The following is a 14,096-nucleotide window of genomic DNA, read 5'->3' as shown; positions in this document are numbered from 1 at the left end:
CATAACAGCCAAGTCAGATTATCACCACTTTCTTCGATATATAATACTCTAAATACTGTAATCAATTTCAACAGATTATTGATAATGGCAGTCAATGTTAGAGTTGAGCAAGGAGTCGCGTTAAAACGACGAACTACCATGGGCAAAACCCACCACATAGGGTAGGCTAGAAATTCACAATAATAAGGACTAACTGCATGCTGCAATTGAACATTTTTCACAAAGCCGCGCGACAGGTGAAAGCATCGGGTAAATCAGCTATTGCGTTTACGGTATTGTTTGTCGTGTCTGCCTCTTCAGCTTGGGCAGCGTTGCCAGGCATTACTGAATTCACAGGCGATATGACCAAAAAAGACGGGTTAATCCCCGTTTACTATGACAATGAAAGCGATAAAGTTTACTTGGCCGTGCCTACAAGCGATGCCGAATATTTGTTCCAAAGCAGTTTGCCTTATGGCGTAGGTTCAAACGATATAGGCCTTGATCGCGGCCAGCTGGGCGATACGCGCTTAGTCAGCTTTGAAAAATTTGGTAACAAGGTTTTATTGAAGCAGCACAACACCAAATATCGTGCGACCCACGGCAGCGCCGCTGAGAAACAAAGCATTGATGAAGCGTTTGCTGATTCGGTTATAGCCGGTTTTACGCTGGTAGCTAAAAGTGATAGTACTAGTCTAATAGATTACACACCGTTCTTATTAAGTGATATTCACGGTATCGGCAACCGTATGGCACGCACCAACCAAGGTAGTTTCAGTGTAGATAAGATGCGAAGCGGCGTGTACTTACCTAAAACCAAAGGCTTTGAAAAGAATACTGAATTAGAGGCTCTAGTCACTTTTGCTGGTAAAAAGCCGGGCGAATACGTGCAGCAAGTTACGCCCGATCCAGAAAGCGTGACGGTGCACTTACATCACTCGTTTGTGGCACTGCCTGACGACAACTACACGCCCAGAGAATACCACCCATATTCTGGCTACTGGAAATTCAGCTACTTTGACTATTCCACACCTATCAGTGAACCTACTGAACAGCGTTTTATTACTCGCCATCGCTTAAACAAGAAAACGCCCCATGCAGCAATGAGCGAAGCAGTGGAGCCAATTGTGTATTACCTAGACCCAGGTATCCCAGAACCCGTAATGACCGCGCTTAAAGAAGGCGCAAGCTGGTGGAACCAAGCCTATGAAGCTGCAGGCTACAAAGACGCGTTTCAGGTAAAAGTACTGCCTGAAGGTGCCGACCCTATGGACGTGCGCTACAACGTTATTAACTGGGTACATCGCGCAACGCGCGGCTGGTCTTATGGTTCGTCGGTTGTCGACCCGCGTACGGGGGAAATTATCAAAGGTCACGTTACTTTAGGTTCGCTGCGAGTAAGACAAGATTATTTAATTGCCCTTGGTCTAACCAGCCCGTTTAAAGAAGGAAACACCAACACTACCGTACAGCAAGAAATGGCGCTAGACCGCATTAGGCAGCTGTCTGCCCACGAAGTAGGGCACACGTTAGGCATAGCACACAATTTTGCAGCAAGTGAAAACAACCGTGCGTCTGTGATGGATTATCCTCACCCCAAAATTAGCATTAAAAATGGCAAAATCAGCTTAGAAGGTGCCTATGACAAAGGTATAGGCGCATGGGATATACACGCCGTAGCGTATGGTTACCAAGACTTTGCCAGTGACGTAGAAGAGGCCGAAGCCTTGGCAAAAATTATCGTAAAAGGTCGCAACGAGGGCTTAAGCTTTAAGTCAGACCCAGATACCCGCAGTAGTCGCCATGCATCGGCAAACGGTCATATGTGGGAAAATGGTAGTAACCCGCTAGATACTTTCGATGAAATTTCACAAGTGCGCGAACTGGCGTTAGCCAATTTAGGTTTAGATACGTTAAGCCCAAACAGCAGCTTGTCGTCACTTGAAAATGCTTTAGTGCCCATTTATTTGTTACATCGCTATCAGCTAGAAGCCGTGGCAAAGCAAGTAGGCGGCTTAGTTTACGAATATGAACGCAAAGGCGATTACACCCAAGCGCAGGGCCAGCAGTTTGTAGCGCCCGCAGTGCAGCAACGCGCAATGCAGCAGTTGATTACTGCGACTACCGCTGATTATCTGACTATACCTGAGTCGGTACTCGCGCTTATTCCACCTACCGCCTACGGTGACGACATTACCCGCGAGCACTTTAAGGGCAAAATGGGCTTAATGTTAGACCCAGTTTCTGCAGCCGCTTCGGCGTCGAACTTTGCTTTTGAGTTGTTATTACACCCAGAGCGCTTAAACCGCTTAGAGTGGCAAGTAAAAAGCAGCAAAGATAGACGCAAAAAAGTGGGCGTTTCCATGCTGGTGAAGCAAATACTTAGCGTACATTGGTATAAAAATAAATCGCAAAGCCCATTAGCTAAACGCTTACAGTTAGTGGCGTTAAATGCGGTGATGAAAGCGGTAACTAACGACAAGCTTGCGCCTGAGGTAAGAATGGAAGCCGAACTTGCCCTGCTTGAATTCAGCGAATGGTTAGATGACAAAGCTGACGACAATCAGTATGAAATACTGAAAGAGCATTTTGATACCTATTGGGCTAGTAAGACATGGCCAAGTAGCTTTGAAGTAGAACCGCTACCGCCAGGTTCGCCTATTTAAGGAAACTTGGAACAATATTAGGAATAACAATGTAGTGCAGCTAAAAAAATCTTGACCAAAAGCTGTTGCCGCAAAACAACGCTGCGGCACAGCTTACGTCTTTATTTGTTGCTATCTCTCTAATACTGATCCCGTTAGCCAAGTGCCTTAATGGCAACGGATTTCGCGGCTTGAATTACCTTTTCCCTAAGTTTATGTCACGGGTCGAGGGTGGGTTAGCCCAACTCAAACTACCAATCCTTTTGTGAAGGCTTGTAACTGCTTTTTACAAAGCACGGTACATTTTTGCTTTGTGTTAGATAAGTGTTGTCACCGTTAAATTACACATTAATTAATGTAACCACCTCTTAAATTAAACGGGCTAAAAACCAATGGGAGCTATCGTCGTTGGAACCAGTTTGACCTTTGACTGAATGCCGCTTTGAACAAATTAAAGACCTTCAAGAGGTGCATATCAGACTATATTGAGCGAAGTATCATCATATGATTAATAAATGAAAATTAGCGGACATTAACTTTCTTAAGAACATTAAATAGATGTCATTATGGAAAAAATGAGGCGTCATGTATTTTAAGTTTATGAAAAATATTGCTTTATTTTGCCTCTATCCTAAAGCTTCTGCGTTGCCCCATTGCACTAAACAGATTGCCGACTCGAATATCGAAAGTGAGAGCAAAACTGTTGTTAAAAATAGAAGAGGGTGTATATGGGTATCCATTGATATTCATGCAGAAATCCAGCGTACTTACTTTCACGTTAGTAAACGCATGAGGCCATGATGAAGACGGTGACGAAGAAAATGACAGCACAACATCGCGTCGCAAAGCGGTGTCTCCAAACAGGCCCCGTGACAGCGGCATATGAACGCAAGGTGAAAGCGGGGGAGGTGCAACGAGATTACGCGCAAGTCGCTCTGGCAGCAAAACTCGATGCCCTGCACGAGTCTCTTGCTGCGCTCCCACCAGTACCCATGTGCACCGGCCATCAAAAAGAGGGCAGCACTACAAGCTGCGGCCCTCGGTTACTGGGGCGTTCTCTGGCATCCGGTCAGTCCTTTCTTCGAAAGAAGCTCCATTTGTGGTCTTTTGGTCCATCACCGCGAGGCATTTACATTCATGGGTCGGTCGGTGTCGGCAAGAGCTTTCTAATGGATCTCTTTTACGCCTTGGTTAATGCTCCTGATGATGATTCTTGCTGTAAAAATACCAGCCACAAACACGCAAAAATTACCAAACGCCGCGTTCACTTTCATGAGTTCATGCTAGACGTCCATCATCGAATATTTGTCTACAAACAGGAACACCCACGAGACGATGCGATCCCCATTGTTGCGCAACAATTGGCACAAGAAGCCCAACTCCTCTGTTTCGATGAATTTCAAGTGACAGACGTTGCCGATGCTATGATTTTGAAACGACTTTTTTTATTCTTATCGTATTGGAATGTCGTGGTGGTGGCCACCTCGAATCGCGCCCCCGATGCCTTGTATGAGGGAGGCATTAACCGCTCTCTCTTTTTGCCATTTATAGATATGTTAAAACACACGTTCGACATTATTTCCATGAAGGACTCCCAGAAGGATTATCGTCTCGAAAGTCGGGCGGATGGCCAATCCTATTTTTGGTTAGTTAGGGATATTCATGGCGATAATAGTATTAACAACAACATACAGGCGCAGTTGGAAGAAATATTTGGTGGCACTGCATCCACAACTGAGGCCGAGAGCATTCCCGTCCTCTTTGGTCGCAGCGTCCAAGTTACCAGATTGAATAACCGGTGCGCCTGGTTTGACTTTTCCGAGTTGTGCTACCAACCGCTCGGGGCGGCCGATTATATTTCCCTTTGCCGTAGATTTCCGGTCATCATCATGGAACACGTCCCTCAACTGGACGCCAATCACCTCAACGAAGCACGACGATTTGTAACCCTTATCGACGCGTGTTATGAATCTCGTACCCGCTTGGTGCTGGCGGCACAAGTCCCGCTCGACGAATTGTTTGTTGATTTTGAAGCGCAAGTCGAAAGCAGTGACGGCGATGGCGAATTGATCGTCAATGACAAGGGAGGAAACTCGAGTTCCTTTGCGACCACTATGATCCGCACCAAAGAAGGGAATTATTATGAGTGGTCGGCGACGGGGCGAGTTGGCGTGTCACTGGCACAATTTTCGTCTGCCAATGATCTCGCCTTTTCCTTTCGACGAGCCGCGTCTCGGTTGGTAGAAATGGGAGGAAAGGGATGGGGACGACAATAACGACTTTAGGTTAGGTGCCCATCAACTAAAAAGTAACTCTTACCAATAACAAAGCCAAGAGTTGCGCTTGCAGCTCTGTTTTTGTTCATTGGTTTACAAGCTTTGCGAAAGTATTTTTAATGCCCCATCTCGCTTTTTACTTTGTTTTCTAATTTATTTAAGAAGTCAAAAACTCGAGCGCTGGCTTCTTCCATTTTGTTTAGGTGTGTGATTAACGTTGCTCCATCCCCGTTTTCATGTGCATTTAGAGCCGCAATGCCTGACTGATGGACTAATGCATGGGGTCCCTCTAAATGTGAATACTCCGCGTAATGACTGTAATGTTTTTTACCATCTCCTTCATAATACCACTTACCCAATCGACACTGGTGATGGTCTGCAAAATCATCTTTTTTCTTTTCACTTTCTCCCCGGATAGTTCGATACACTTCAACCTTCCAAACCAGATGATCTAATTTAACGGTCTGGATAAAAGTACTGACGCTAGAAAGAGAAATAACATTAGCCATGTCTTCAGCAATATGGGCAACGTTATCAAGGGATGCGCTTATTTGCGATGCAGAACTGGCTACTTGCAAGGTTTGTTGTGTACTTTCCTTGATTTGATGATAAGTACTGTCTGTCCTTTCAGAAGCCTTTACCGTTAAATCTGAAATTTTAGACGATGCTTCAGACGAGCGACTAGCAAGCGTTCTAACTTCATCCGCGACTACAGCAAAACCTCGCCCTTGCTCCCCAGCTCTAGCTGCCTCAATCGCTGCGTTTAACGCTAGAAGGTTTGTTTGTTCTGAGATACTTTGTATTTGCCCAATAAATGACTCAATATCTTTACTGGATTGTGCAAGCGACTCAATTGAACTATTGATAGCGTCTGAATTTCCCGTCATTGCATTTAGCACTTCAACACAGTTCGAAAGGGCTGTACTAGTGCCACTAATATCTTCAAGCACATTGTCTAAACGAATTTTTTCTGCGTGCAGTTGAGTCGCAGAATGAGCCACGTCATGCCTCACCAAATCTAATGAATCAAGCGAGTGAAAAAAGTTTTTTACAATGGTTCGTTCGATATTAACTTTTCTGGCGAGTTCTTCAGCTTCTTCATAAGACTGGTGTAAACGAGACTCCATTTGCAAGAGCTGCCCTTGCAGCCTTTCGTTTTCCTTTTTGAGATTCTCCATCTCAATGTTTGAATTCGTCGCTACAGGCTGTTTATTAAACCACATTAGTTTGCGTCCTTGGCTTCGTTTAGGATTCTGTGCATTGTTGTTTAGCTTAGACTAATTAATTTAAAACAGTCAAAAATGAATAAAGTGTTTGTAGCTAAAGAGAAATATCCTTAATTAGATGAAAGTATTCAACGCGAGCTAAATATCGCTTTGTCCACCGCGCCTGCTAATATGTTTCCAAAAAATTCATTTTGGAATGCTTTCAACAGTTCGGCGCTGTTTTTTACTTACTAACACCACCAACTAAGATAATCACTTTTGTTCTGATGCGACAGTCTGTCAGGTTTATAATCGAAGGCTGGTGTTTTTGTATTTTGGCGTTCGTCGCCTCTAAAATTGTGTCTTCGAAACGCGTGTGTAATCTCAACGCGTACTATCAGGTTTTTGTTACCTTTCTAGTTATACACGTTGAGTAAACGTTTTTACTGGCAGAAAAAAACCTACAACTCTTTGTAATTAGTAAACACTTTATATAACTGTGTTCCACTTAATACCGAAGCAGAAGGGAAGTGCAGGATGGGAATTAAATCGCAAGGCGCTTCTAAGGTCCTGCTGCCGTTGTCGGTATCCAGATCGTCAATATTTAAAATTTGCGCCAGTGGTTCGCCTTTTTTTACCGTTTGGCCTGGTTTCGCCATGTACTCCACCATGCCGCCCCAGTTAGTAAATAGGGTTTTGTAGTCTTTCAAAAACACGCCTAAACGCTGCATTTCCTTCGGTTTAATATCGCATTGGTGCAGCACGCCTTTGGCGTTTAGGTAGCTAAGAATGCTAGTGGCATCTATGTTACCTTCGTTAAAGTCGATAACTTCTTGGCTACCCATTTCAAGTGTGAAAGCCTCTACATTAAAGCTAATCTCGCGCTCTAAATTACTTTTTATACTTTCTTGCAGTGTCCACCACGGGCAGAACGTCGCTTCGTCTAGTGCACCTGCAAATACGTTAGGTATAAAAATACAATGGGGAATGTTAAATAGCTTGGCGCTGTCTTTGGCATATTCGGGGATATAAACGTGACGGGTAGACACCGGGCCGTTGTGAAGGTCTAGTACAAAATCGGCGTTTACCGCCATTTGTTGTAGTTTCAGGTTTAGCTGTTGCGCCAAGCCTAAACCCCAGGGTTCGGCCAGTTTGTTGTCGATAGCGTTAGAAAGGTGCGCACGAAAACGTTGTTTTATGCCTTCAATAGACTCTTCGCGGGTGACCGTTTTGGCGAAATGCTCAACTGCTTCTTTATCGAAGAAATAGCCGCGGTTCCAGTTTGTACCGTTCACAGGGTCGAAACGACCTAATGTGTACTCACCGGCTTTAATGTTAGTACCAATGGGATTACAGTTGGGTACTAGGATAATTTCGCCGCAAATATCCATGTCTTTTAAGCGCTGAATAAGATGATAGATAACCACGTTACCTTGCACTTCAGCGCCGTGAATAGAACTTTGGATATACACAGTGGGGCCAGGGCGCGCGCCCTTCATTCGATAAATTGGCACATTCATATTGCGTCCAGACGCGTTTTGCGCCACTACCATGTGTTTTTTTACTACTTGGGTTGTCATTTAAATCAACCTATTTTCTGTCTATTTTTCTAACGAAAACGCGGCAATCATATTGATAGGAGTATTTGCAAGGGCCCAAGCGTTTTCAGATGATTACTCAAAATATATAAATCGTAACATTTTGATGATTGTTCAGTGAAACTATTTCCAAATAGAGCCGTCTCAAAAACTATCTATTTTCAGAATGAAACTGTTATGAAACTAACAAAAATAATTCCCTTAACTATACTGCTGGTTTTGGCTTCTGGGTGTACGTCGAAACAGTTGTATAACGCAGCGCAACAAAACCGGTTACAAAACTGCGGCGAATTGCAGGGGGCGCAACGAGATGAGTGCGAAGCACGGTATCAAAAAGATTATGAAACGTACGAACGTGAACGCCAAGAAGTCTTAAACGATAAAAAGTGAGTTTGTGAATTTTAAAGGGCAGGACTCTTTACCGTAATGGATAGCAACGATTACGTTTAATAGTTACCTGCCACCTTAAATTTTATGGTTTCTTTAATTGCGTTCAGCAAGCACATAGCTCGCAATCTACGCCTTTAGGTAACTTCCAGTTTCGCCACTCGTGCGACAGAGCATCAAACGTCATTAACGTGTTTTTAGGAATATTGTCGAAATCCATCAATACTTGCATAGCTAGCATAGCTTGGTAAGTACCAACAATATTTACTACTGGCGAGAATATACCTGCCTCAACACAGCTTAAATCGGGCGATTCAAATAGCGTCCGCAAGCATGCATAGCAACGGCTCTCACCGGGTATAGCGACGAAAAGCTGGCCTTCAAAGCGAATGGCTGCGCCCGACACCAGTGGAGTATTTAATTTAAAACACAATACGTTTATTAAATCTCGCGAGTCTGTATTGTCGGTGCAATCTAGCACAACGTCAGCACGCTCTATGGCTTGTTTTAATACTGGTGAAAGCTGAGTAGAGCTGGGCGCCGAAAACGGTTCTGCCATTACGGTAATGTCGCAGTCGCTGTTTATTGCAGTAAGCCGCGCTTTAGCCACCTCTACTTTATTTGTGCCTACATCTTGTTCGCTAAACAAGGTTTGCCTTGGCAGGTTGGTGGCCTCAACTGTGTCGTGGTCGATAAGTGTAAGGGAGCCCACGCCACTGGCGCAAAGATTAGTTGCGGCCGCGGTGCCAAGCCCGCCAATACCAATGATACAAATATTGGCGTTTAGCAGCGCTTCTTGACCGTCTAGGTCCACTTTGGGAAGCACAATGTGGCGGTTATAACGCATAGCCTGCTGATGAGTTAGGCTTTTAGACATAGTTTATGCCAACTTAGTTGTTGAATTCATGGCATGCACCCTTATAAAGTGATTACCAAATAGTATTTTGGCTGGTACTTTATCAAAAACCGCCAAAATGTCGCATATCAAATTAGGATTTCATATGTCAGTTGTCAGCCAACCTCTTAATATTGCCGTACTCACTATTTCAGATACGCGCACCCTCGAAAACGACAAGTCGGGAGACTACTTGAAAGAGGCGCTTACCTCGGTTGGCCATAACCTTTACGATCGCGATTTGGTGAAAGACGATATTTATCAGCAGCGCGCCGTGGTGTCGAAATGGATTGCCGATAGAAACATTCACGCTGTATTAATTACCGGTGGTACAGGTTTTACCCACCGTGACTCAACGCCAGAGGCCATCAGTGTATTGTTCGATAAAGAAGTCGACGGCTTTGGCGAGCTATTTCGTCAAATTAGCTATGAAGAGATTGGTACATCAACCATTCAGTCTCGCGCGGTTGCGGGCTTTGCTAATAATACGGTTATTTTCTGCTTACCAGGCTCAACAGGCGCGTGTCGTACGGCGTGGGAAAAAATTATTTCTAGCCAGCTTGATGCCGACTTTAGACCGTGTAATTTCGTAAAGCATCTGGTGGAAGCATGAGTACCTTTAGTCATTTAAACGCTGGCGGCGAAGCCAATATGGTCGACGTTAGCGACAAGGACGTTACCAAGCGAGAAGCTACAGCAGAAGGTTTTTTATACGTAAGCGAAGACGTTATTCGCCAAATCTCTGAAGCAAAAATTGCGAAAGGTGATGTATTCGCAGTTGCCCGTGTAGCGGGTATTCAAGGGGCGAAACGCTGCGCCGATCTTATTCCTCTTTGCCACCCACTGGCACTGTCAAAGGTGGATATTAATTTCGACGTTCAGGCCGACCAAAACCGAATTCAAGCCACCTGCTATTGCAAGCTAAGCGGTAAAACCGGCGTTGAAATGGAAGCGCTCACGGGTGTAAATGTGGCGCTGTTAACCTTGTTTGATATGTGCAAAGCCATCGACCCTGGCATGCATATGGAAGGGGTACGAGTACTGGAGAAAAAAGGCGGTAAGACAGGCCATTGGCAGTCCGGCACCTAGTTTTCACAAAGGCCAGTGAGCTAAAAAATGACGTGCATAAAGCGTACACGTGCTCAAAAAGCAATGCACTTTAGGTTCAATCCATTTCCGAGGCTTAAAAACTATCAAACAGTGCGCACAAAGCGACCTTAACAAAGTAGATAACAGGCAAAGTATGCAGGTAACGGTAAAAACATTCGCACAAACCCGAGAGATTACGGGAGAGGACAATATTGCGCTTAATCTAAGCGAGAACAGCACCATAGAGACCGTGATATCGCAGCTTAAAACGCGTAGTGACAAGTGGGCATTAGCCCTAGAAGGCAGTGTGCTTACTGCCTGTAATCAAGAGCTTTGCGACCTGCAAACAGTACTTAGCGACGGTGATGAGCTGGCGCTATTTCCACCTGTGACAGGGGGCTAGCTATGTTCGCGCTAGTTCAAGTTGAAGATTTCGACCAAGGCGAGCTGTACGGTAGGCTAAAACAGTCGGCAGATGAGAAGGCCTGCGGCAACACCGGTGCGATTGTTACTTTTACTGGGCTAGTGCGAGATTTTAATAACGCTGGCGACATAGACGGCATCGAATTGGAGCATTACCCGGGTATGACTGAAAAAGCGTTAATGCTTCTTGTTAAACAAGCGAGCGAACGCTTTTCACTTAACAGTGCTGGCGCACTGCACAGAGTAGGGCGCATACACAACAACGAACAAATTGTATGGGTAGGTGCCGCCGCTCCCCACCGCCAGGCGGCGTTTGACGCTGCCTGCTACTTAATGGACATGCTTAAACAGTCGGTACCGCTTTGGAAAAAAGAATTTAAGGGCGATAAATCTGAATGGGTTGAGGCGAAAGCATCTGACGATAAAGCGGCACTTAAGTGGATGCGCAAAAAGTAATGCTCTTTTCTTTAGCAATGCGACTTTCAAGCTTTGTTAACTTGGCTATGCTTATTTTGGTAAGTGCAAGTGTAGCCCTAGGCGTTACGGCTTTTTCAAGTTCTGTTGCACAGGCGAGCAGTTTTGAAGCGGCGAATAATACTGTAAATGAAGGGAGCGTTATTAGTGCCGATAAACAAAACCAGTCAGTAAATTTCAAGCGCGACGAAAAAATTAACGTAGCCGTTGCGGCAAACTTTGCAAAACCGCTAAAGAGTATTGCCGAGCAGTTTACTGAGCTAACCGGCATAGAAGTCGCGGTAACGGTGTCTTCTAGCGGTACTTTGTATGCGCAAATTCAACATGGTGCTAGCTTCGACGTTTTTCTATCTGCAGATCGCGCTCGGCCGCAAGCGTTGGTTGATAACAACGTAGTTCACCACGGCAATCTGGTGGATTACGCTAAAGGCAAGCTGGCGTTTGTCTATGCTGGCGATTTATCAAGCGAGGCATCACATGAAACATCCGGAGAAAGAAGCTGCGAGCAATTCGCGCGTTCATCTACGAAAGACACAACTGCACAAATAAACGCTCAGCTTACCGATTGCTTGTCGAGGCAGCTTGTTCAATTAATGGAAAATCCACAAAACAAGGTAGCTATCGCAAATCCTAAACTGGCTCCCTATGGTGATGCTGCGCAACAGACGTTGCAAAACTTATCCTTATGGCAACAGTTTTTATCTCACAGAGTGATGGGTAAAAACGTGCTACAAACCTTGCAGTTTTATACCACCGGCAGCGTGAAAGGGGCGTTCGTTGCGTACTCATTGGCCTTAGATTTGCCCGCTGACTTATCCTCTAATTTGCCTTCTCATTTTAACAGTGTTGTTAATACCAAAAGCGCCGATGCTGTTACGGTTATCGTCCCAGTACCTGAAACCTTGTATAAACCCATCATTCAGTCGTTGGTGGTTAACAGTAAAACGGTAGCTACATTATCTCCGAATCTGTTCGAACCATTTCCAATTAAAAATGCGGCAGCGCCAGTTGATGAGCCTGTTCACAAAGCCGACAATGAGCCAACCAGAGCGTTTCGTTTAAGTGACGCTAATGGAGTGTCATCACCCAGCCTGTTCGTGCAGTATTTAATGTCGCAAGGGGTGCAGCACAGCTTAATTGAATGGGGCTATGAACCTACCATTGCATCGGGCGTCGGTAACTAAGTATGCTCACAGAATTCTTCGGGGCATTGACACTTGAAGCCATATTACTCACCTTAAAACTGGCCTTTATAACCAGTGGTTTGCTGTTGTTAATCGCATTGCCGTTAGCGTGGTTTTTAGCGAAATGGCAGAGCAAAGCTAAGCCTTTGGTGATGTCGATACTCGCGTTGCCTTTGGTGTTACCGCCAACTGTGCTTGGGTTTTATTTGCTTATTGCTTTTTCGCCGCATAGTGCGTTGGGGCAGGGATGGCAAAGCCTAACCGGGAGCAATTTAGCATTTAGCTTTGAAGGTTTGGTGTTGGGGTCTGTCATCTACTCCCTTCCATTTGCTCTACAGCCTTTGTACAGCGGCTTTTCACAATTGGATAACCGTTATTTAGATGTCGCAAAAACGCTGGGGTTTTCGGCCTTTGAAGCGTTTATAAAAATAGTGCTTCCTTTAAGCAAAGCGCCCATCGTGGTGGCATTAGGCTTAAGCTTTGCTCATACCATAGGCGAGTTTGGCGTAGTGCTAATGATAGGTGGCAATATTCCTGGAGAAACTCAGGTGCTGTCTATCGCGCTATATGAACAGGTAGAAGCGTTGGAATATAACAGTGCACACAACCTTGCGTTGACCCTTCTTATTTTTTCATTCGTGATGCTCGCGGCGCTCTATCGCTTTAACGGTATCACACGAAGCGATGAGGCGCGTTAACATGCAAATATCTGCGCGACTTTCTAATCGCATTAACGCACAAATCTCATTGCAGCCGCAAAGCCGATTCATTGGGGTTACCGGTCCATCAGGTGCGGGAAAAAGCAGCTTGTTTCGCGCCCTAGCTGGCGTAGAAAAAAGCGCAAAAGTGCAAACGCCGTGGATCTCTCAAAAGGTCGGCATCGTTTTTCAGCAGCCCATGCTATTTCCCCATACCGATGTGCGGGGTAATTTAGCCTTGGCGCAGCGTCACGCAAGCCCTAATGCAATGTCTATCGACGCCTGCTTGCGCGGCTGTTATTGCGAACATTTAATCGATAAGCCTGTTCAGGCGCTTTCTGGTGGAGAAGCGCAGCGGGTCGCGATTGCGCGTGCGTTGGTCAATGGACCACATGTGTTATTGCTAGATGAATCGTTAAGCGCAATTGATATCTTCACCCGTCGCAAAATTTACCAGTTCTTGAACAATTTGTGTGTGTCGGGGCAGCTCACCTGCCTTGTGATTTCTCACGATTTAGATGACCTTGCCTTGTTCAGCGATGAGTTGGTTTTTATTGACCAAGGCCGCACCGAGCTTTGTGGAAAAACGCGCGATGTGTTGACTCAAGTATTCGCAAAAGAGGGATTTGCGACACCGTCTAGCGTACTTGAGGGATTTAAAGTTATTGCGCAAAGCGAAGCACACGACAGCAACCAGTCACAAAGCGCCGTTGTCAGCTACAAACACGGTAGCCAAACGCAACAAGATCAAATTGTTCTAACCTTACAAGGCAATGAGCAGTGCCAGTCGGAAAAAGGAATTGAGCGCGTTGAGGTCGCGGGGCACGAGATATTCGTCACTGCAGAATCAGTGTCCTATTTGCCTCAGCAAAGCGGTGAGCAAGTTTCTGTTCGTTTTGCAGTTAAAGCTTGTGATGTAAGTATCGATACCAATATTGCTGACTTTGACAATGCCAGCACAATCAGTATTTTAAATGCGCTGCCATGTGTTATATCTAGCATCGAACCCGTGGCGAATTCACTCAGCCCCCTGAACGAGCCAGAAAATAACGCAGACACAAAACTCACAGATACAAAGCTAACCCCTAAAAAGCTAGCGACCGTAAACAGCGCGAAAGTGTTGTTAAAACTTGATGTACTAAACAGTAACCAAACCCTTTATGCCAGCATTAGCTGTATCTCTCTATCGCGTCTTAAGCTTGATATTGGAATGCAAGTGATTGCGCGGTTTAAATTGCCCTAG

12 protein-coding genes and 1 pseudogene are annotated in these 14,096 nt (G+C 45.2%); 9 read left to right on the top strand and 4 right to left on the bottom strand.

Features of this window, described 5'->3' with window-relative positions:
• The first annotated feature begins 197 nt into the window (after positions 1 to 197).
• Together ACXAGV_RS11195 and zapE are read left to right on the top strand one after the other, a co-directional pair.
• Positions 198 to 2,645, top strand: a complete 2,448-nt coding sequence (locus ACXAGV_RS11195) for a zinc-dependent metalloprotease (protein ID WP_474873324.1) — start codon at positions 198 to 200, stop codon at positions 2,643 to 2,645.
• 776 nt (positions 2,646 to 3,421) lie between these two features.
• Positions 3,422 to 4,900, top strand: coding sequence for a cell division protein ZapE (zapE, locus tag ACXAGV_RS11190; protein WP_474873323.1), 1,479 nt, complete (start codon positions 3,422 to 3,424; stop codon positions 4,898 to 4,900).
• Positions 4,901 to 5,016: 116 nt separating this feature from the next.
• Here zapE and ACXAGV_RS11185 read toward each other — a convergent pair whose 3' ends face one another.
• The 4 genes and pseudogenes from ACXAGV_RS11185 to ACXAGV_RS11170 all read right to left on the bottom strand — a co-directional run bounded on the left by ACXAGV_RS11185 (position 5,017) and on the right by ACXAGV_RS11170 (position 8,967).
• Positions 5,017 to 5,409 carry a CZB domain-containing protein gene (locus ACXAGV_RS11185; RefSeq protein ID WP_474873567.1) on the bottom strand — a complete coding sequence of 131 codons (393 nt, stop codon included), beginning with the start codon at positions 5,407 to 5,409 and terminating at the stop codon, positions 5,017 to 5,019.
• A 42-nt stretch (positions 5,410 to 5,451) separates the two neighbouring features.
• Positions 5,452 to 5,787 (bottom strand): annotated as a pseudogene (locus ACXAGV_RS11180) (methyl-accepting chemotaxis protein); the annotation flags it as partial.
• Between the two features lie 779 nt (positions 5,788 to 6,566).
• Positions 6,567 to 7,685, bottom strand: coding sequence for a peptidase M14 (locus tag ACXAGV_RS11175; RefSeq protein WP_474873322.1), 1,119 nt, complete (start codon positions 7,683 to 7,685; stop codon positions 6,567 to 6,569).
• Positions 7,686 to 8,196: 511 nt separating this feature from the next.
• On the bottom strand, positions 8,197 to 8,967 hold the full coding sequence (locus ACXAGV_RS11170) for a HesA/MoeB/ThiF family protein (protein WP_474873321.1): 771 nt from the start codon (positions 8,965 to 8,967) through the stop codon (positions 8,197 to 8,199).
• A 124-nt stretch (positions 8,968 to 9,091) separates the two neighbouring features.
• On the opposite strand from ACXAGV_RS11170, the gene moaB reads away from it, so the two are divergent.
• Genes moaB through ACXAGV_RS11135 form a run of 7 tightly spaced genes read left to right on the top strand, consistent with a single transcriptional unit; the run spans position 9,092 to position 14,096 of the window.
• Positions 9,092 to 9,598: a molybdenum cofactor biosynthesis protein B gene (moaB, locus tag ACXAGV_RS11165; protein WP_108721587.1), complete on the top strand. Its 507-nt coding sequence runs from the start codon at positions 9,092 to 9,094 to the stop codon at positions 9,596 to 9,598.
• Complete coding sequence (gene moaC, locus ACXAGV_RS11160) at positions 9,595 to 10,074, top strand: cyclic pyranopterin monophosphate synthase MoaC (protein WP_474873320.1); 480 nt, start codon at positions 9,595 to 9,597, stop codon at positions 10,072 to 10,074. The genes moaB and moaC overlap by 4 nt, the downstream gene beginning before the upstream one ends.
• Positions 10,075 to 10,123: 49 nt before the next feature.
• Positions 10,124 to 10,477: a MoaD/ThiS family protein gene (locus tag ACXAGV_RS11155; protein ID WP_474873319.1), complete on the top strand. Its 354-nt coding sequence runs from the start codon at positions 10,124 to 10,126 to the stop codon at positions 10,475 to 10,477.
• Positions 10,478 to 10,479: 2 nt separating this feature from the next.
• Complete coding sequence (locus tag ACXAGV_RS11150; RefSeq protein ID WP_474873318.1) at positions 10,480 to 10,953, top strand: molybdenum cofactor biosynthesis protein MoaE; 474 nt, start codon at positions 10,480 to 10,482, stop codon at positions 10,951 to 10,953.
• Positions 10,935 to 12,155 (top strand): molybdate ABC transporter substrate-binding protein, encoded by a 1,221-nt coding sequence (gene modA / locus ACXAGV_RS11145; RefSeq protein ID WP_474873317.1) that lies wholly within the window; start codon positions 10,935 to 10,937, stop codon positions 12,153 to 12,155. Before ACXAGV_RS11150 ends, modA begins: the two co-directional genes overlap by 19 nt.
• A gap of 2 nt (positions 12,156 to 12,157) precedes the next feature.
• Complete coding sequence (gene modB, locus ACXAGV_RS11140) at positions 12,158 to 12,853, top strand: molybdate ABC transporter permease subunit (RefSeq protein ID WP_474873316.1); 696 nt, start codon at positions 12,158 to 12,160, stop codon at positions 12,851 to 12,853.
• A gap of 1 nt (position 12,854) precedes the next feature.
• Entirely contained in the window at positions 12,855 to 14,096 is a 1,242-nt protein-coding gene (locus ACXAGV_RS11135) for an ATP-binding cassette domain-containing protein (RefSeq protein WP_474873315.1), read from the top strand.

It is taken from the genome of Alteromonas sp. ABH4_453, from assembly GCF_056160665.1.
Note: the sequence above shows the minus strand (reverse complement) of the source record. Positions and strands in the feature narration are given on the sequence as shown.